The following is an 18274-nucleotide window of genomic DNA, read 5'->3' on the forward strand; positions in this document are numbered from 1 at the left end:
TTCTACTCGCTTTCGGTAGTGTCACTCGCGGCCAGATTCAAGACGGCAGGCCCGTAACCCCCGCCGCCTGCCGTTTGGATCGCAAGGCTTTGGCCCGCGGTCAGCGCGATCTGGCCCATTGATGGCAGATCATGGCGGCCACTGTCGTCGGTTCTCCAGCACCGCGAAGAGGAACCGTCCGCACCGCCGTGCAGGCCCCACGGCCGAGTCGTGGTCCGGCTCGTCGCGATAACCGCGACCGCGTTCCCCCGAGTCAGGGTCAGCTCGCGGATGAGGCCGTCGCCGCCGCGGTGGCGCCCCGCACCGCCGGTCCCGCAGGCGATTTCGTAGCGTTCGACCCGGAGCGGATACTCGCGCTCGATCACTTCGCAAGGGGTGTTGCGGGTGTTGGTCATGTGCGTGTGCACGGCGTCCCCGCCGGGCTCGATGCTCGTCGCCCCCTGGCCCCCGCCGTAGGTCTCGACGTAGGAGTAGGGCTCGCCGTTCGCCGGATCGGTTCCGCCGATGGTCAGGATGTTCTGGCTGCCGCAGGAGGCGGCCGGAGCGAGTCCCGGGGAGAGCCGGTCGAAGGCCCCCAGCAGGGCGTCGACGGTCCGCGTGGAGGTTTGGATGTTGCCGTTCGCGACGGGGGCCGGGAATTGGGCCGAGACCACCGAACCCGGACGGGTGAGCACGGTGATCGGGCGCATCAGCCCCGCGTTGGAAGGCAGCGTTGGGTCGGCGAGGACTTTGACGACATAGGCGACGCATGCCTCGGCGACTGCTGATGAGCAGTTGGTCGCACCGGCGACCTGGTCGGCGCTGTCTCTGAGATCGACGGTGATCTCGTCACCCCGCTTGATGATGTGCGCGGTAATCGGGATCCGCTGTTCGCAGACCCCGTTGTGTTCCAGGTAGTCAGTGAACCGGCCTTCCCCGTCAGGAAGCGCGCCGAGAGCCGCCCGCGTCCGGCGCTCGGAGTAGTCGACCAACGCCTCGCAGGCGGTGTCCAGCCGTTCGGAGCCCCAGTCCTCGACGATCTCGAGGATCCGCCGGACCCCGATCATGTTGGCCGACACCTGCGCCATCAAATCGCCCCGGGTCTTGCCCGGCGTGCGGACGTTGGTGAGCAGGAGGGCGAGCACATCGCTGGCGAGCTCGCCCTGGTTGTAGAGGTGCAGCGGGGGAATTCGGACACCTTCTTGGAAGATTTCCGTGGCATGAGTGGCCATCGAGCCTGGAGTGATACCGCCGATGTCCACGTGGTGGGCCATGTTCGCGATCACGGCCACGAGCCGCCCGGCGGCGAACACCGGTGTGATGACGCAGGTGTCGGGCAGGTGCGAGCCGCCGAGGTAGGGGTTGTTGGTGAGCAGAATGTCACCGGGCCGCAGCTTCTCGCGGCCGATCTCGTCGAGCGTGCGCCGCACGAGCGTCGGCATCAGCCCGAGGTGCAGCGGGATGTGTTCGGCCTGTGCGATGAGTTCGCCGCTTGGCCGGTAGATCCCTGCGGAGCAGTCTCGCCGATCTTTGATGTTGGGCGAGTACGACGTCCGGATGAGGGTGGTGCCCACCTCCTCGGCGATGGACTCGAGCCGGTTGCGGGCGATCTCCAGGTCGACGGGGTCGAGTGCGGCTGGGTTCGGGGCTGGGGCCGTGCGCGTCATGAGTTGTCCTCGGCAGTGAGGTGCAGGAAGCCGTGCTCGTCGACCCGGCAAACCTGGCCGGGGGCGATGACGACGGTTGAATCGAGTTGCTCTGCGATCAGGGGGCCGGTGATCGGGATCCCGGCGGGGAGTTCGGATCGCAGGTAGACGGGGGTGTCGTGCCAGGCGCCTTCGAAGCGGACCGCTCGTTTGGCCAGCGGCGCGGGGATCTTGGGTGGGCGGTCGCCGGCGGCCTCGGTCGATGCTGGCACCGGGATGGTGGCGGTGCACCGTGCCGCGACGATTTCCAGTTGGGCGTCCGGGTCGTCGAAGCCGTAGCGTTCCCGGTGCGTGCGGTCGAATGCTTGCCGCAGGAGCTGAGGGGACGGCGCCCAGGGGACGGTGAGTTCGTAGCTCTGGCCGAGGTAGCGCAGGTCGACGAGCCGATCGAGGGTCGATCCGGTGCTGTTTCCGCCGGTCTCCTCGGCCAGGAATCGCTCGGCACGGCCTGCCAGGTCGTCGAGCACGGACTCGATCTCGGCGCTGGCGGTGGCGTCGTTGGTGGGGACCGCGGCAACGAAGTCGCTGCGGACCGGGGCATCGAGCATGCCCATTGCGGAGGCAATGCCTGGGTGCGGTGGGATGACGGCTGACCGGAGGCCGAGCTCGCGCACCAGGTCAGAGGCGTGCAGCGGTCCGGCGCCGCCGAATGCCATCAGAGTGCACTCGCGGAGATCGACTCCGCGCTCGACGCTCACCTTGCGCACGCCGCGGGCCATCGTCGCTGTGATCACGCGCAAGACACCTTCTGCGGCCTTGTCGACGTCGAGACCCAGCTCACCGGCGAAGTCTTGCATGCGCGCCTCGGCGGCGGTCCGGTCGAGCATCAGCCTGCCACCGAGCAGCGAATCACCGAGCCGACCGAGCAGCAGGTGCGCGTCGGTCACGGTGATCTCCTCGCCTCCGCGGCCGTAGCAAATGGGGCCCGGGGTGGCGCCAGCGCTCTGCGGGCCGACCCGCAGCCCACCACCGCTGTCGCGCCAGGCGACCGAGCCGCCCCCGGCGCCGATGGTGTGCACGTCGACCGCCGGCATGCGAAGCGGGTAGCCCTCGATTTCCCCTGAGGTCATCTCGTCGGGCTGGCCGGCGCGGATCAACGCGATGTCAGTGCTGGTGCCGCCGATGTCGAAGCTGACCACCTTGTCCAGGCCGAGCAGCCCAGCCCACCTCGCTGCCCCGATGACCCCACCGGCCAACCCGGACAGCAGGGTGCGAACGCTCTGCTCCCGCGCAGTCCGCGCACTGATCAAACCGCCGTTGGATTGCATGACCCACAACCGTGCCGGGACACCCAAGTCGGTGAGGCGCTTCTCCAGCCGCTCCAGATAGGAGCCGACCTTCGGCTGGACGTATCCGTTGAGCACGGCGGTGCTCGTGCGCTCGAATTCGCGCATCTCGGCCGAGACGTCAGTTGCCGCGATGACCGAGGGGGCTACCCCTGCCGCCCGCAGCAGGTCTGCGACCCGGCGCTCATGGGTCGAACTGGCGTAAGCGTTGAGCAAGGACACGACTACGACGTCCACGGAGGCAGCCGCGATCTCAGCGACCAGCGCCCGCACCTCGGCGTCGTCGATTGCCCGGAGTTCGCTGCCGTCAGCGGCGACGCGCTCGGTCACTTCCCAGGTCAGCTCCGGTGCGGCGAGCGGCGCGGGCCGCCGTGAGGTTGCCTCGTAGAGGTGCGGTCGGGACTGGTACCCGATGGCGAGCAGATCCCGGAAGCCCGCTGTGGTCACCAGGCCAACTCGACTGCCGGTCCGGGTGATCAAGGTGTTCGTGGCCACCGTCGTGCCGTGGACGAACCGCTCCACCCGCTCAGGGCTTTCGCTCAGTTCGGCCAGCGCCTCCACCACGCCATCAACGACCGCAGCGTCCGGGGAGCTCGGCGAGGACGAGACTTTCCAGACGAACACCGAGCCGTCGGGCTGTGAGACCGCGATATCGGTGAACGTCCCGCCGGTGTCGACGGCGATCCGTAGGCCGAGCGCGCTGAACGTGTTGACCCCAGTAGCACCCGAACCGGGCTGCTGTTTCATGGCGGCATCTCCGTGGGTTGTGGCGCCTGACACTCCCCACCCTCACAGAGGCGTCCGCAAACTGTCAACAATTTGACGGAAAGTGTTAACAGTTTTGAAAGACGGCTACTGCCCCATGCGCCGCTTCGAGCCAGCTCACGCGTTGGCCCGCGACGACATGATCAAGGCATCCCGCAGCCGCTCGTAAGCACCCCGAAGGTGCTCCTCCGTGAGGCGCACCAGCAGATCGGCATCGCGTGCGGTGAGTGCCTCCAGCAGCGCTTCGTGCTCGCCGATGACGATGTCGCGCGAGGTCACCGCGTTGGTGTTGCGCGAAATGAGAAACAGCGTCACCTGGGAGCGCAAATCGGCCCAGGCCTGGTACAGCCGGTCATGTCTCGACGCCTCGTAGATGTGGTCGTGGAAGGCCGCGTCCAGGCGACTGAGCTCGACTAGGTCCTGGCCCTCCAGCGCGGCATCCATCTTGGCGAGCACCTTGCGCATCTTCTGCAGGTCCGCGTCGGTGGCATTGGTGGCCGCCCGCTGCGCGGCGAGTGTCTCCATCGAGCCGCGGAGGCTGTAAATCTCCTCGACATCGCGCAACCCCAGAACGACCACCCTGGCCCGACGATTCGGCTTCGAGGTGACCAGCCCCTCGCGCTCCAGGGTCGCCAACGCGTCCCGCACTGGACCGCGGCTGACCCCGAGCTGATTGGCAAGCTCCGTCTCCGGGAGGATTGCGCCGGGCTCCACTTGACCGGTCAGGATGGTTTCCCTGATCTCGGCGACAACTCGCTCGCGAAGCGGCAGCGCATCTACCTTGCTCATCGACATCGTCGGTTTCGGCGCCATGCACCAGATTGTAAACTGTCAACAGTTTGGGCTAACGTGCGACTCCACCGGATCCAACACGTGATCACCCGTAGGCAACCAGTGGTGAGGCTCTGGGCATCGACTTCCGGCGCGTCTTGCGGCTCCACCGACGGCGGGCGGATCACCTCCGCCGATGGCGCACCGACGCTCGCGAGCAAAATCGACGCCGCTGTCAACCGAGGAAGCACTTCCCGGTAGCCCGGAACTTGAGTTTCCCCGGCGGGGTGAGTCGGGTCAAAGTCTTTGCCGCACAAAGGTATTCACGCAAGCAAGCCGCCGGCGATTTCATCGGTGGGGTCGATGCGGTGGCTTTTTCTGGAGCCGTCGATCTCTTGGGCTGGTCCGCTGTTTCTGTGCGGCTACGGGATGTTGGCGCGGGGGCGGGTGGTGGGCGGCTGGGTGGTCTGTGTCCGGTATTGGCGGCGGAGGTATCGGGCGGCTAGGCCCTTCAGGCCTTGTGAGAGCAGGTCGTCGAAGCCTTCGACCAGCATGTTGATGTGCTGTGGGCGGATGGTCAGGGGTGGTTCCAGCCGTACGACGTTGCGGTTGTGATCGGTGAAGGCGACGAGGATGCCGAACTCGGAGAGCAGTTGACTGCCGGCGAGCATGGCTACGCTGCCCCGTAGCGGCTGGTCCAGCATCCCCGCCATGCGTCCGGTCAGGCCCGGTAGGCAGCCGCTGAGGTCGGCGAACTCGATGGCGGCCATCAGCCCGCTGCCCCGGACGTCGCGGATCAGTTTTGGGTGGCGGCGGTGCAGCCAGCGCAACCCGTTGAGTAGGTGCTTGCCCTGCTCAGCGGCGTTGGTCAGGAGGTTCTCGTCGTGCAGGATGTGTAGCGTTTCGATCGCTGTGCAGCAGGCTTCGCCCATGCCGCTGAAGGTCGCGGGTCCGTGTACGAGTGCGTTGCGGGCGCCGCTGTAGGCGCGGTCGTGGATCTCGTGGCCGGCGAGTACGGCTGAGATCGCTGTCTTGCCGCCTCCGAGGGCTTTGGCCAGTGTGACGATGTCGGGGGTGACCCCGGCGTGTTCGAAGGCGAAGAACCGGCCTGTTCTGCCGACGCCGCACTGCACTTCGTCGGCGATCCACAGCACCCCGTAGCGATCGCACAACTGTCGTACTTGTTTTAGGTAGCCGGGTGGGGGCAGTACGACTCCGGCGCCGCCCTGTACGGTTTCCAGGATCAGCACGCCGATGCCGGGGTCGCGGCGTAGCTGGTCTTCCAGTGCTGGGGTGTCGCCGAAGGGAACGGCGTGGCGGTGTGGCAGGACTTCGAAATGTCCCCGGTAGAACTGCGAGTCGGTGACGGACAAGGCGCCGATTGTTTTGCCGTGGAAGGAGTTGTGTGCGTAGGCGATCTTGGCGCGGCGTGGGCCTTGTGCCCGTTCGGCGAGCTTGAGCGCTGCTTCTACCGCTTCCGAACCGGTGCAGTAGAGCATTACGCGGTCCAGGCCCTCCGGTGCCAGTGTGGCCAGGTTCCGGGATAGGGCGGCGACGTACTGCGACGGCAGGGTCAGCCCGAGTTCGTGGCGTTGCTGTTCCTGGAAGCGCCTGCGGACGTCCAACAGGCGCGGATGGTTGTGCCCGAGTGCCATCGTGCCGAAGCCGCCGAAGAAGTCGAGAATGCGGCGGCCGGAACGGTCGACGTAGTGCATGTTCTCGGCGTGGTCGATGGTGATCCGGTCGAATCCCAGCAGCCCGAATGCCGTCCACTGGCCTGGGCTGATGTGCTGCCGGTAGATCTCGGCGATCGTGTCCTGACCGAGCTGTGTCGCTTCGTCGACGCTGAGCAGTTCCGGGTGTGCGGGAATCAGCTGTTCTGCGATGGACACGATGACCTCCGGGGTAAGCGCGCCGTTGTTTGGTACACGCACCTCGGTCCCGCTGGCGTTGTCCCCCACACGACGCGCGGGCGTGTCGTCTCCGGCACGGGTACCCACCTCGGCGGGCGAGTTAACGTCCGTTGATGACGATCGTCGACGACGCCACCGCCCAAGACCTCCCGCCACTCTTGCCGAGTTGCCGCTCAAGCACCGCGATCTGATGGCGTAAGGCGAGAATCTGTTGCTATCCAGGTGGTCGCGTCTTCGTGTGTTGAGGACGGATCGCTGGACTGGGTCGGCGCTCGCCTTGGGCGAAAGGTGCCCGGGCGCAGCAGTTGCCCGACACATGGCGCTCGCGTTCTTCGTTGTGGTGTTGGAGGGAAGGCATGAGGGTGCGGAAGACGGTTGCCAGTGGACGGTTTCGCCATTTTCGCGGACGAAGACCAGGCATTGGTGGTGGGCGAGAGTATGCCACCGTGGTGGCAGCCGGTTCCGCTGTGGAGGCAGAGGATCAGGTAGGTGAGGGGCACCCTTGGGTGGCATAGCCGCTCAAGGGTGCCCCTCACCTCTAGATGCGGGCTTGGTTACAGACGTGGACGATGGTGCCTTCGGCCGGGCGGCCGGTATCGGTGCGGGCATGGTGCGGTTCGTCGCCGCGGGCTCGTCGACTGCCTGTGGTGGTGCCGGGCTGGGCCTGGTGGAAGCCAGGCGGATCGGTCCGGGGGAGGATTTCATCAGCTCCCTGGCGACGGGGTAGGACATCGATGGGCAGCGCACGAGCTTCGCCGAGCAGGTGGCCACCGTGTGCGCGGTGCTGCTTACCGGCGATGAGACGGTGGTGCACGTGCTGGGCAAGGGCATGCTGGCGCTCTTTCGCGTGCCGCAGCAGCTCGACCTGCTGCGGTTGGATCCGTCGGCGGTTACCTTGACGGTGGAAGAGGTTCTGCGATTTCGCTCCATCGGACGCCGGGTTTCGGGGTGCCGCTTCACCCCGCCGAGGGCGTCGAGACCGGTGGAACGCCGATGGCCAAGGGGAAACGGTGCTTTTTGGGGGACTGGTCGGCGAGCTGGGGCGAGGGCCGTTTCGCCGACCCGTAGTACTTCGTGGTCACCCGGTTGCCCTACCAGAACCTGTCGTTCGGTACCGGCGCGTGCTACTGCGCGGGAGCCGCACTCGCCAGGTTGCAGGCGGCGGTGGTGATCCCCAGCCTGCTGAACGGTTTTCCGGGTTGGGGCTGTCCGTGGAAGCCTGCTGAACGGTTTTCCGGGTTGGGGCTGTCCGTGGAAGCCGCCGGCGCGCCTCGCCACGACGGCTTCATCCTCGAAGATCCGCGCGAACGGCTGGTGATGTGGTGAGCGACCCGGCGCGGCAGGTGCGGGAGTTGCTGTACGGGCAACTGCTGTCCCGCGCCTTGCAGGCTTTCGCCGTGCTGGGCGTGGCCGACGAGCTGGGCGACGTGGTCAAGTCGCTGGACGTCCTCGCCGAGCGAGTGGGCGCCCGGCCGGAACCGCTGCGCAGGCTGCTGCGGGCGCTGGCGGCCTTCGAGGTCCTTGTGGAGCCGGAGCCGGACCACTTCGGACTCGCTGTGCTGGGTCACGCACTGCGGTCCGACGCCCCGGGTTCCGCGCTGCCCACCGCGCTGCTGGCGACTGGGGAGGTGGGGCAGGCATGGGACCAGTTACTCGAGACCGTCCGAAGTGGACGACCAGGGTTCGAGCGGGCCTTCGGCACCAGCTTTTTCGGCTACCTGGAGCTCAAACCGGGACTGCGCACGATGTTCGACCGTTCGCAGGAATCGGGTTTGCGGGCCGAACTCCCGGACATCCTGCGGGCCGTGGACCTCGCCGACGGCACGGTGGTGGATGTCGGCGGGGGCGACGGTGCGCTGCTGGCCGGGGTGCTTTCCGCCGCGCCCGGCTTGCGGGGTGTGCTGGTGGACCGGCAGGATGCGGTCGCGGCGGCGCGGCGGCGGTTCGAGGCCGCCGACATGGCCCACCGCTGCGAGGCCCGCATTGGTGACTTCTTCGGTCCGTGGCCCGAGGGTGCGGAGATCTACCTGCTGCGGCACGTCCTGCACGACTGGGAGGACGAACGCTGCGCCGCCCTGCTGCGCGGCGGTCGGCGTGTGATGGCGCCGGGCTCCCGCCTTCTGGTAGTCGAGTTCGCCCACGCGCGCCGCGGGGAGTCCGGGCCGGACGCGCGGACCGCCGCGCTGATGGACCTCTACATGCTGTCGCTGTTCGACGGCGGTAGGGAACGCACCATCGCAGAACTCGTCGGGTTGCTCGACGCGGCGGGGCTCATGGTCGACTCCATCGCCCCGCTGCCCACAGGAGCGGTGGTCATCAACGCGCGGAAGGGATGAATCATGATGCACAGCAATGAAAGTTCGTTCGGAGCCCACCGGACCCGGTCACTCCTGCACTAAGGCGAAATAGGTGGTTGCCTTACTGAGAATCTCCTTCTCCGGCTCCGCTACCCGCTTACGCAGCTCCCGCAACTCCGCCCGCTCGCCGGTCGCCAACTCATCCGCTGGGCCGGTCTCCGCGTGATCGGCGGCTCGCACGCAGCTACGCAGAGTCTCATGGTTGACACCCAACTGGCGAAGGGCCTCCCGCAACGGACGATCAGAGGAACGAACAAGCTCAACCACCGCATCCCTACGGAACTGCTTGGCATACTTGCTTGACGGCGCAGTGTGGCTGCGACGGTCCCGGTCGTAGCTCAGCGGGCCAGCACGTGGTCGGGGCGGCCGTCCCGCTGGATCACGGTGCCGAGCGGCTCCGCGCGAGCCCGCGGCAGTAGCTCGGTACGGCCGTCCGGGTGCCGGACGACGCAGGAGTGCCAGGGTGTCGTCCAGATGTCGGGCGCGTCGAGCAGGCGGATCCCGAACTTCGGTGATCCGGCCGGCTGGGGGTGGATGGAGAGCCGGACGGCGTCGGGGTGGTGGCGCTCGACGCCGCGGCCCCAAGCGGTGCTGCGCCGGACGACGCCGTAGGCGCGCTCCCGGCAGCGGCGCTGCAACGCCGAGCGGCTGCCTTCGAAGTCCGCGGTGTCTTCGAAGAGGAACCGGGTGATCCCGCGGTAGAGCCGCAGCGCCTGTTCATCGCGGCGAACTTCGGCGCGCACCTGGTCGAGGGTGGGGGCGTACTCGGCTTCAAGCCGGCTCCGCTTGTCGTCGCAGGAGGCGTCGCCGAGGACGTCGCGCAGGTCGAACGTGCCGAACGAGTCCAGTTTCTCGGCTGCGATGAGCGCGCGCAGCTCGGCGGCGTAGGCGTCGATGTGGTCGTCGGGGACGCCGATGAGGTCGCCGAAGACGTGGCCGTCGGAGCAGATCAGGATCCGCGCGCCGGGCGCGTGCACCTCAGCGATCCGGGTGCATAGTGCGTCGAGGAACCGCAGCGCGAGACGTTCCCCGGCGTCGGGCAGCCTGCCGAGTACCTTGGCGGGGTTCGGGGACTTGCATGGGAAGCCGGGCAGGGTGAACACGATTGGCTCGTCCGCTTCGACGAACGCGCGGAGCCGGTCGAGCTGCAGGGTGAACGCCGACGGGGGTGCGTCGTCGGTGCCGCGGCGGTGGCGCAGCAGGAGCGCGAGGATCTCGGCCGTTAGCTGGGTGGTCGTGGTGGTGAGCATGCGGGGGACTCCAGGTGGGGACGACGGCATGGCGCCGCGGCGGTCCGCGGCGCCTGCCTGGGGGCGGGGGTCAGTCGGTGGTGACGGGGAGGCCGCTCACGCCGCGGCCGAGGACCGCGGGGACCCAGTTCAGGTCCTCCTCCGGGATCGCGAGCCGGAACCCGGGCAGCCGGTCGAGTAGCGTGCCGACGGCGATCTGCAGCTCGGCGCGGGCGAGTGCGGCGCCGGGGCAGAAGTGGATGCCGTGCCCGAACGCGAGGTGTGGGTTGGGGCTGCGGTCAAAGTCGAGCCGGTCGGCGTCCGGGAACCGCTCGGGATCCCGGTTGGCGGCGCAGAGAGAGACGATGATCGAGTCGCCGGCCGGGACGCGGCGGCCGTGCAGGTCGGCGTCTTCGGCGAGGAACCGCCAGGTGGTCAGCTCGAAGGCGCTGTCGTAGCGGAGGAGTTCTTCGACGGCCTGGGGTAGCAGCCCGGGATCGGCGCTCAGGCGCGCGAGCTGCGCGGGGTGGCGCAGCAGCGCGATCAGCGCGGTGGTGATCTGGTTGGTGACCGGCTCCTGCCCGGCGACCAGGAGCTGGAAGATCATCGAGTCCAGCTCTTCCCTGCTCAGGAGGCCCTTCGCGTGCGCGGTGACGAGACCGGCAAGCAGGTCGTCGCCGCCGGTTTCGCGCTTGTCCGCGACGACGTCGGCGATGTAGGTCTGCAGCTCGTGCAGGAGGTGCTCGTACTCCGGGCGCCGAGGGTCCTTCGGTCCGACCGGGGCGACGACCTTGCCCCACTCGCGGCGGAACTCCCCAGCGAGCGCGCGCGGCAGGCCGATCGTCTCGGCCAGCACCAGGAACGGGAACTTCGCGGCGAACAGCTCGACGAGGTCGAGCGGGCCGCTCGCGGGAAACTCGGCGACCAGGGCGTCGGCGATCTCCTGAAACCGCGGGCGCATGCCCTCGACCCGGCGCGGTGCGAAGGCGTCCAGGACCAGCTTGCGCATGGTCGTGTGCTTCGGCGGGTCCTGGTGCAGCAGGTGGACCTGCAGCTGGGAGTGCTGGGGCTCGGGCATGATCGACGCCAGCGCGCGCCAGCCGTCGTTGCCGAGCGAGTGGTTCTTGCCGAGCCGCCGGTCGTTGAGCGTCGCGTGCGCGGCCTCGTAGCCGGTGACGAGCCAGGCGTTGACGCCGCTCGGGAACGCGACTCGGTGCACCGGGCACTTTTCTCGCATCGCGGTGTAAAGCGGGTAGGGGTCGCGTTTGTACTCGGGGCCGTACAGCGGGACGGGTTCTTCGGGTAACGGCATGGGTTCTCTTCCTGCGGGTTTACAGCGTGATGGCCGGATTGTGGTGGTCGAGCCAGAGGGCGAGGTCGACTACGCGCTCCAGGCGCAGCCGGTGCCCCCACTCGAGCCGGTCGGCGGGGGTGTCCAGCAGCGGCTTGATCTGTGTCTCGTCGACGATGTCCCGGACTTGACCGTCCCGTGTGGACAGTGCTTCCGCGGCCAGTGCCTGCAGGCCGCGGTTGTATTCGGGGTGGTGGGTCGCCGGGTAGTGGTTCTTCGGCCGGGTGAGCACGGACTCGGGGATGAGCCCGGTGCCGACAGCACGCAGGAGGCTCTTCTCGCGGCCGTCGAAGCTCTGGAGCGCCCACGGTGCGTTGAACGCGTATTCGACCAGGCGGTGGTCGCAGTAGGGGACGCGGACCTCCAGCCCCTGAGCCATGCTGAGCCGGTCCTTGCGGTGCAGCAGTTGCCGCAGCCAGCGGGTCAGGGACAGGTGCTGCATCTCGCGCTGCCGGTGTTCTTCCGGAGTTTCGCCGTCTAGGTGCGGGACGGCGGCGAGGGCGTCGCGGTAGGTGTCGTCGCGGAACGCGGCGACATCCAATCTCGCCGCGACGTCCGGGTGTAGCGGGACAGCGGCTTCGTCGCCGGTTACCAGCAGCCACGGGAACGTCGGCGCGGCAAGCGCTTTCGGGTTGTGGAACCACGGGTAACCGCCGAAGACCTCGTCCGCCGCTTCGCCGGACAGCGCCACCGTCGAGTGCTTCCGGATCTCGCCGAAGAGCAGGTACAGCGAGGTGTCCATGTCGCCGACGCCGATGGGCGAGTCGCGGGCGACGACGACGGCCGCGCGGTTGGCGGGGTCCAGCAGCGCCATCGGGTCGAGCACGACCGTCGAGTGGTCGGTGCCGATGAAGGCGCCGGCTTTGGCGGCGAACGGCGTGTCGTGGCCGGTGCGCAGGACGTCGCCGGTGAACTGCTCGGCCTGGTCGCTGTAGTCGACGGCGTAGGACCGCAGCCGTTCGCCACCGGCGCGCAGCTCGTCGGCGATTAGCGCGGTCACGACGCTGGAGTCGAGCCCGCCCGAAAGCAGGCTGCACAGCGGGACGTCGGCTTCGACCTGGGTGCGGGCCGCGTGGTCGACGAGCTCGCGGACGCGCTCGATCGTGGCGTCCCGGTCGTCGGTGTGCGGTTGCGCTTCCAGCTGCCAGTAGCGGGTTTCGGTGATGCCGCTGCGGTCCAGCACGACGATGCCGCCGGGTTCGACCTCCCGGACGCCCTGCCAGAGCGTGGCGCCGGTGGAGAACAGCAGGCTGTAGGCCTCGCGTAGGCCGTCGGCGTCCACTCGCGGGGCCAGTTCGGGGTGCGCGAACAGCGCCTTCGGCTCGGAGGCGAAGGCGAGCCCGCCGGCGACCTTCGCCCAGAACAGCGGTTTCACGCCGAGCCGGTCGCGCACCAGCACGAGCCGCTGCCGGGGCCCGTCCCAGACCGCGAAGGCGAACATGCCGTGCAGCCGCGTGGCCAGTTCGGTGCCCCACTCCTGGTAGGCGCGCAGCACGACCTCGGTGTCGCTGCGGGTGCGGAACTCGTGCCCGCGGCGGCGCAGCTCGACCCGCAGTTCGTGGTGGTTATAGACCTCGCCGCTGTAGCTCAGGACCACGTCCCCCGCAGTCATCGGTTGGACGCCGCCTTCGAGGTCGAGCACGGACAGCCGCCGGTGCCCGAGCGCGGCGTGCTCGGCGAGCCAGGTGCCCGCCGCGTCGGGGCCGCGCGGGACCAGGGTCGCGGTCATCTCTTCCAGCACGGGCGCGAGCGCGGTGGCGTCCCGGTGGTAGGACGCCCATCCGGTGATTCCGCACATGGGTGGTTCCTAATGAGTCATGAGTCGGCCGTCCGGCAGACTCGGGTCTGGTAGCCGCCGGCAGGTGAGCACTCTTGGTTCCTGGACGTGTGAGTCCTGACGAAAGAGCGTGCCCTGCCGGTGGGCCGGGAGAGTTGATCACTTTCAGGAGTGGACCGGTACGGCCGGGCGGAGCGCGAGCAGGACAACGGCCGCGCAGGCGGCCACGGCGGCGAGGACGAGCCCGGCCAGGACGTTCGGGCCGTAGCCGCTCAGCGCCCAGGCCGTCGTGGCCAAGGCCGGGCCGAGCGCGAAGCCGAGGCTGCGGCCGAGCTGGACGACCGCGCCGGCGGTGTTCATCCGTTCCGGGGCGGCCGAGGTGAGCACAAGGAGCTGGGCCGGGCCGCCGTAGAGACCCATCCCGGCTCCGGCGATCGCCAGCCGCCAGGCGACGTCCGCGGGGTGCCAGGCCGTGCCGAGCGGGAGCAGCAGGAGCAGCCCCGCCGCTGTAAGGGCCGCGCCGGTGACGGCGGTACGGCGGGCGCCCCACCGGTCGGCCAGTTTGCCGCCGACCGGCCCCAGCACCGCCATCGCCGCGGAGAAGACCAGCAAGGTCAGCCCGGTCGCGGCGGCGCTGATCCCATCGGTGCGTTGCAGGTGCAGGGAGACGAGGTAGTTCATCGCGCCGAACGCGGCGGCCAGCGCCAGCACCGCGAGGGTGACCCGGCCCGGGCCCGGGTCTCGCAGCAGGTCGCGCACCGGTTCGGCGCCCGGTCCCCGCAGCCACAGGATGAACGGCACGACCGCGACGGCGAGCAGGAACAGCCAGCGTCGGTCGTCTCCGCCGAAGGTCAGGGCCAGCAGCACCGACGTCAGGGCGATTGCGGCTAGGCCGCCGTCGGCCAGTGCTCGCCGCTCCGGTGCCCGCAGCGTCCCGCCGCCCGGCGCGTACTGCTTCGCCAGCAGAAACGCCAGGACGCAGAACGGGATCTTGACGAGGAAGATCGTCCGCCAGCCGAATGCGTCCAGCAGCAGGCCGCCGACGGCCGGGCCCACGATGGCTCCCAGCGGGCCCAGTGTCGCGGGCACGCTCATCGCCCGGCCACGGGTCTCGGGGCGTACGGCCCTGGCGGCGACGACGGGCATGAGCACGAACAGCCCGGCGCCGAAGATCCCTTGTGCCACGCGGGAAGCGAACAGCCAGGCCGGCCACGGTGACAACGCGGAGGCCAGGCTGAAGACCGTGAATCCGGTCAGCGCGGCCAGCAGCGCGGGGCGCAGCCCGACCTGGTCGAGCCAGCGCCCGGCCGGGATCAGCAGGGCGACCACCGGCAGCTGGTAGGCGAGCGCGGCCCACTGCGCGGCACCCGGCGAGATCGCGAAGGTGCGGGAGATGTCGGCCAGCCCGACGTTGACGATGTTCATGTCGAGCATGGCGACGAAGGACACGAGCCCGGCGACCGCGACCAATGGCCAGCAGTCCTCATCGGGTGGGTGCGAGCGTGACGGCATGACGGAAGTCCTCCCAGGGCGGCCCGGAATCCCGGGCTCGAACCCAGAAGTCGGTCACTCGATCGTGTGAGTTCCGGACCTACCCCTGTGAGGTGATTCACCGGCTTTCTGGAGATCGCGGGGAACCAAGTCACCCGTCCGTGCGACAACTGCTCTTGGAAACGTCTACAACCGCCCGAGGGAGAACCCGGTGAGAGCACTGCGCTGGACAGTGGCGGCCGCCGCCGTCCTTTTCGGACTGTCGGCCTGCGGCAGCGCCGACCCGACCTCGCCCGCCGCGGTGCCTTCGTCGGCCCTGCCCAGCTCCTTGGAAATGAGTGGGCACCCGCAGGACCCGGCCTGCCCCGAACTCCCGCAGCTGTCCGCGCCGCCGCAGCGTGTGGTCACGATGGACGGTGGCGCCGCCGCGATCCTCGAACGCCTGGGTGTCGCCGACCGGATCGTCGGAACGGCCGCGCCGGACTTCTTCAATGCCTTCACCGGCGACGAAGCGGCGAAGCTGGCGAAGATCAAGGTGCTCGACCCGGGCCAGGGCAACGCGGAGGCCGTGATCGCGGCGAAGCCCGACCTCGTGGTCGGCATCTCCAGCTACAGCTTCGGCGGGTTCGACGGCACCCCGACGGTCGACCAGCTGGCCAAGGCCGGCGCCAAGTCGCTCGTCGCGTGCGACATCGCCAAGGGCACCGTGGTGAAGGACCTGTCCGCGACGACCACGTTCGTCCAGCAGGCCGCGAAGGTCTTCGGCGTCGAGCAGCGCGGTGCCGAGCTGGTCGCCCAGATCACCGCGTCGATCGACAAGGTCAAGAGCACCTCGGGCACGCCGGTGTGGGTGCTGGCCCTGTCGACCCCGCCTGCCGCCGGGCAGCCGGTGATGGCCCAGGGCGGCACCGGGCTGGCTAACGGCGTCATCACCCTGGCCGGTGGAAAGAACATCGCCGAGGACGCCATGCAGGACTTCGCCAGTCTGAGCGCCGAAGAGGTCGTCAAGCGCGACCCGCAGGCGATCGTCGTGATCTCCGGCTTCTCGCCGGGCAGCGACGACGACCTGCTGAATTCCATCCGCAGCAGCCCGGTCCTGGCCGGCACGACGGCCGTGAAGGAGAACAGGTTCGTCGTGGTGCCTCAGAGCATCCTGCTCTCGCCGAGCGTGCTCAACGGCGACGCCGTCGCGAAGATCGCCGAAGCACTCCACAAGTGACAGTGCGTCGGGAACACTCGCCCCGGGGAAGTGGCCTGCTCGGTGGGATTCCGATCGAGGTGGTGCTGGTCGTCCTCGCCGCGGCGCTGGTGCTTTCGGCCCTGGTCGCCGTGGGCCTCGGGCCGGTGTCCATCTCGCCCGGCGAGGTGACGTCCATCGTGGGTGCCCACCTCGCCGGGCGCGGCGCGGCCGGGCCGTTCGACTTCATCGTGTGGGATCTGCGCGTGCCGCGGGTCCTGCAGGGCGTCTTCGTCGGCGCCGGGCTGGCCGTCGCCGGGCTGCTGACTCAGGCGATGGTCCGGAACCCCCTGGGGGAGCCCTTCATCCTCGGGCTCACCTCGGGGGCGGGCGTAGGTGCCGTGCTCGTGCTGACCACGCTCGGTGCTGGCGTCGCCGGGCTGCTCACCCTGCCGCTGGCCGCGTTCGGCGGCGCGGTGGTCACCGCGCTGGTTGTGTTCGGGTTCTCGCGCACCGCAGGCCGGATCCAGGCCGGCCGGATGGTGATGACCGGCATCGCGGTCGGCCAGCTGCTCGCCGGGGTCATCTCGTTCCTGCTGCTGCGCACCAAGGACGTTGATGCGCAGCAGCAGATCCTGTTCTGGATCCTCGGCAGCCTCGCCGGTGCGCAGTGGCCGCTGACGCTGACCTGCGCGGCCGTCGTGCTCGTCCTGGTGATCGCCTCGGCGGGCGGTGCCGGCCGGCTGAACCTGCTGGTGCTCGGCGACGACGGTGCCGCCGCGCTCGGGCTCGACGCCGCCCGCGCCCGCGCCGTGCTGCTCGTCGTCGTCGCGTTGCTGACCGGGACCGTCGTCGCGGTCTCGGGCAGCATCGGGTTCATCGGGCTGATCGTGCCCAACCTGACCCGGCTGCTCGTCGGCGCCGACCACCGCCACGCGCTGCCGGTCACGGTGCTGCTCGGCGCGCTCGTGATCGTCTGGTCCGACACCGCCGCGCGGCTGGTGCTGGCCCCGACGGAGCTGCCGATCGGCATCCTCACTGCCGCCATCGGCGTCCCGCTCTTCCTGGTGATCCTGCGCCGCAGCGCGGCGGGAACGGTGGGCCTGTCGTGAAACTGGTCTTCGACGGCGTCTCCGCCGGTTACGCCGAAGTTCCCGCGGTCCACGACGTGACCTTGACGATCGCGCCGGGCGAGTTCGTCGCCGTGGTCGGGCCCAACGGCAGCGGGAAGTCCACTTTGCTCAAGACCGTCTACCGCGCGCTGCGGCCTCGCGCGGGGGCGGTGTTGTTCGGGGACGAGGACGCGTGGATGGCCCGGCATCGTGACGTCGCGCGGCGGGTAGGGGTGCTCGGCCAGGACCAGGCCGGCGGTTACGACTTCACCGCGCGCGAAGCGGTGCGGCTCGGCCGGTACCCGCACCTCGGCGCGTTCGACCGGCTCACCGCGGCCGACGAGGCGGTCGTGGCGGACGCGCTGGAACGCACCGGGGCCACGGTGTTCGCGGACCGGCCACTGTCCACATTGTCTGGTGGTGAGCGGCAGCGCGTGCTGCTGGCCAGGGCGCTGGCCCAGCAACCGGAGCTGCTGGTGCTGGACGAGCCGACCAACCATCTTGACCCGGCGCACCAAATCTCCGCGCTGAGCCTGGTGGCGTCGCTCGGTGTCACGGTCGTGGCCGCGTTGCACACATTGGACCTCGCGGCCCGGCACGCCACGATGATCGTCGCCCTAAAGGCGGGCACGATCGCCGCGGCGGGGCCGCCCGGCGAGGTGCTGACCCCCGCCGTCTTCCGCGATGTGTTCGAAGTGGACGGCAGTGTGGTCGCCGACCCGGTCGACGGGCGGCCGCGCGTGCTGCTTCGCGAAATGCGCGGCTGACTCAGGATTCGGCGAGCGCCTCCGGGAACCGACCGGCCGCTCCGGCCGACTTATCCGATATGGACTGTCAGCGTTGTCGAGAGGCGCTCTCGGCCCTGGCCGACGGGCAGGCCGCTCCCGGTGAGGAGGCCGCCGCCGGGAGACACCTCGCGAGCTGCCCGGCCTGCCGGGTCGCGGCCGAGGGGATGGCCGCGGTCACCCGGTGGCTGCGGGTCCGCCCCGCCGTGCCGTCCCGTGACTTCGTCCCCGGCCTCCTGGCCGTCTTCGACGCGCAGGTGGCCGGGCGATCCCTCGTCGGCGCGAGCGTCGTCGCGTTGTGGGAACAGCCCCGGCCGGACGACGGACAACATTGCACGGCGCGCCGGCCGTGCTGCGTACCGGACCACGTGGTCGTCTGGGGCGTCGGCACGGCGAGCTGCGGGTGCGCCGCCGGCTGCGGGTGCGGCTGCCAGGACGGCGCCCCCTGCCAGTGCCACGCCTCTGTGGCGTGAGCGGAGAGCCCCGGCCGCGCTCGGCGGCGCCCGGATCGAGCTGGCCGCGGTGTTCTGCACGGCCGCCGGTAGGTGGTGAGCGCGGTCGGCGGTCCGAGCAGG

Annotated in this window: 16 protein-coding genes; 7 read left to right on the top strand and 9 right to left on the bottom strand. The window is 69.4% G+C overall.

The window, feature by feature from the left end:
- Nucleotides 1–2: 2 nt before the first annotated feature.
- The 4 genes from SSPN_RS0136210 to SSPN_RS47555 form a co-directional block, all read right to left on the bottom strand.
- Nucleotides 3–1646: a hydantoinase B/oxoprolinase family protein gene (locus SSPN_RS0136210; RefSeq protein WP_010314702.1), complete on the bottom strand. Its 1644-nt coding sequence runs from the start codon at nt 1644–1646 to the stop codon at nt 3–5.
- A complete protein-coding gene (locus tag SSPN_RS0136215; protein ID WP_010314703.1) occupies nt 1643–3718 on the bottom strand; it encodes a hydantoinase/oxoprolinase family protein in 2076 nt (691 codons plus the stop codon). Before SSPN_RS0136215 ends, SSPN_RS0136210 begins: the two co-directional genes overlap by 4 nt.
- A gap of 135 nt (nt 3719–3853) precedes the next feature.
- Complete coding sequence (locus SSPN_RS0136220) at nt 3854–4525, bottom strand: GntR family transcriptional regulator (RefSeq protein ID WP_010314705.1); 672 nt, start codon at nt 4523–4525, stop codon at nt 3854–3856.
- A 404-nt stretch (nt 4526–4929) separates the two neighbouring features.
- Entirely contained in the window at nt 4930–6399 is a 1470-nt protein-coding gene (locus SSPN_RS47555) for an aspartate aminotransferase family protein (RefSeq protein ID WP_202798993.1), read from the bottom strand.
- Nucleotides 6400–6982: 583 nt separating this feature from the next.
- Between SSPN_RS47555 and SSPN_RS57300 the strand changes: the two genes are divergently transcribed.
- The 3 genes from SSPN_RS57300 (at nt 6983) to SSPN_RS0136245 (ending at nt 8756) form a co-directional block, all read left to right on the top strand.
- A complete protein-coding gene (locus tag SSPN_RS57300) occupies nt 6983–7147 on the top strand; it encodes a hypothetical protein (RefSeq protein ID WP_010314711.1) in 165 nt (54 codons plus the stop codon).
- Nucleotides 7148–7506: 359 nt separating this feature from the next.
- Complete coding sequence (locus tag SSPN_RS0136240; protein ID WP_148272104.1) at nt 7507–7746, top strand: hypothetical protein; 240 nt, start codon at nt 7507–7509, stop codon at nt 7744–7746.
- Nucleotides 7743–8756, top strand: coding sequence for a methyltransferase (locus SSPN_RS0136245; protein WP_049887727.1), 1014 nt, complete (start codon nt 7743–7745; stop codon nt 8754–8756). Before SSPN_RS0136240 ends, SSPN_RS0136245 begins: the two co-directional genes overlap by 4 nt.
- A 48-nt stretch (nt 8757–8804) precedes the next feature.
- On the opposite strand, the gene SSPN_RS62340 is transcribed toward SSPN_RS0136245, so the two are convergent.
- The 5 genes from SSPN_RS62340 to SSPN_RS0136270 form a co-directional block, all read right to left on the bottom strand.
- Entirely contained in the window at nt 8805–9230 is a 426-nt protein-coding gene (locus tag SSPN_RS62340) for a transposase (RefSeq protein WP_337466399.1), read from the bottom strand.
- On the bottom strand, nt 9116–10027 hold the full coding sequence (locus SSPN_RS0136255; protein ID WP_010314720.1) for an L-tyrosine/L-tryptophan isonitrile synthase family protein: 912 nt from the start codon (nt 10025–10027) through the stop codon (nt 9116–9118). Before SSPN_RS0136255 ends, SSPN_RS62340 begins: the two co-directional genes overlap by 115 nt.
- A gap of 70 nt (nt 10028–10097) precedes the next feature.
- Nucleotides 10098–11318 (bottom strand): cytochrome P450 family protein, encoded by a 1221-nt coding sequence (locus tag SSPN_RS0136260; protein WP_010314722.1) that lies wholly within the window; start codon nt 11316–11318, stop codon nt 10098–10100.
- Between the two features lie 19 nt (nt 11319–11337).
- The gene (asnB, locus tag SSPN_RS0136265; protein WP_010314724.1) at nt 11338–13155 is read right to left on the bottom strand and encodes an asparagine synthase (glutamine-hydrolyzing); all 1818 of its coding nucleotides are present in this window, start codon (nt 13153–13155) and stop codon (nt 11338–11340) included.
- A gap of 144 nt (nt 13156–13299) precedes the next feature.
- Nucleotides 13300–14646: an MFS transporter gene (locus tag SSPN_RS0136270; protein ID WP_044576756.1), complete on the bottom strand. Its 1347-nt coding sequence runs from the start codon at nt 14644–14646 to the stop codon at nt 13300–13302.
- Nucleotides 14647–14836: 190 nt separating this feature from the next.
- On the opposite strand from SSPN_RS0136270, the gene SSPN_RS0136275 reads away from it, so the two are divergent.
- The 4 genes from SSPN_RS0136275 to SSPN_RS0136290 are packed head-to-tail and all read left to right on the top strand — an operon-like array spanning nt 14837 to nt 18172.
- Nucleotides 14837–15844: an ABC transporter substrate-binding protein gene (locus SSPN_RS0136275; RefSeq protein WP_237710932.1), complete on the top strand. Its 1008-nt coding sequence runs from the start codon at nt 14837–14839 to the stop codon at nt 15842–15844.
- A complete protein-coding gene (locus tag SSPN_RS0136280) occupies nt 15841–16914 on the top strand; it encodes a FecCD family ABC transporter permease (protein ID WP_010314731.1) in 1074 nt (357 codons plus the stop codon). Before SSPN_RS0136275 ends, SSPN_RS0136280 begins: the two co-directional genes overlap by 4 nt.
- The gene (locus tag SSPN_RS0136285; RefSeq protein WP_010314733.1) at nt 16911–17681 is read left to right on the top strand and encodes an ABC transporter ATP-binding protein; all 771 of its coding nucleotides are present in this window, start codon (nt 16911–16913) and stop codon (nt 17679–17681) included. Before SSPN_RS0136280 ends, SSPN_RS0136285 begins: the two co-directional genes overlap by 4 nt.
- A 59-nt stretch (nt 17682–17740) precedes the next feature.
- Nucleotides 17741–18172, top strand: coding sequence for a zf-HC2 domain-containing protein (locus tag SSPN_RS0136290; protein ID WP_010314735.1), 432 nt, complete (start codon nt 17741–17743; stop codon nt 18170–18172).
- Nucleotides 18173–18274: the final 102 nt, after the last annotated feature.

This window comes from Saccharopolyspora spinosa NRRL 18395, assembly GCF_000194155.1.
Classification (GTDB): Bacteria; Actinomycetota; Actinomycetes; order Mycobacteriales; family Pseudonocardiaceae; genus Saccharopolyspora; species Saccharopolyspora spinosa.

Bases quoted from the DNA above. Each gene is read 5' to 3' on its own strand.
- SSPN_RS0136210 (WP_010314702.1), bottom strand. From the start codon at position 1,646: ATGACGCGCACGGCCCCAGCCCCGAACCCAGCCGCACTCGACCCCGTC.
- SSPN_RS0136215 (WP_010314703.1), bottom strand. From the start codon at position 3,718: ATGAAACAGCAGCCCGGTTCGGGTGCTACTGGGGTCAACACGTTCAGC.
- SSPN_RS0136220 (WP_010314705.1), bottom strand. From the start codon at position 4,525: ATGAGCAAGGTAGATGCGCTGCCGCTTCGCGAGCGAGTTGTCGCCGAG.
- SSPN_RS0136255 (WP_010314720.1), bottom strand. From the start codon at position 10,027: ATGCTCACCACCACGACCACCCAGCTAACGGCCGAGATCCTCGCGCTC.
- SSPN_RS0136260 (WP_010314722.1), bottom strand. From the start codon at position 11,318: ATGCCGTTACCCGAAGAACCCGTCCCGCTGTACGGCCCCGAGTACAAA.
- asnB (WP_010314724.1), bottom strand. From the start codon at position 13,155: ATGTGCGGAATCACCGGATGGGCGTCCTACCACCGGGACGCCACCGCG.
- SSPN_RS0136270 (WP_044576756.1), bottom strand. From the start codon at position 14,646: ATGCCGTCACGCTCGCACCCACCCGATGAGGACTGCTGGCCATTGGTC.
- SSPN_RS0136290 (WP_010314735.1), top strand. From the start codon at position 17,741: ATGGACTGTCAGCGTTGTCGAGAGGCGCTCTCGGCCCTGGCCGACGGG.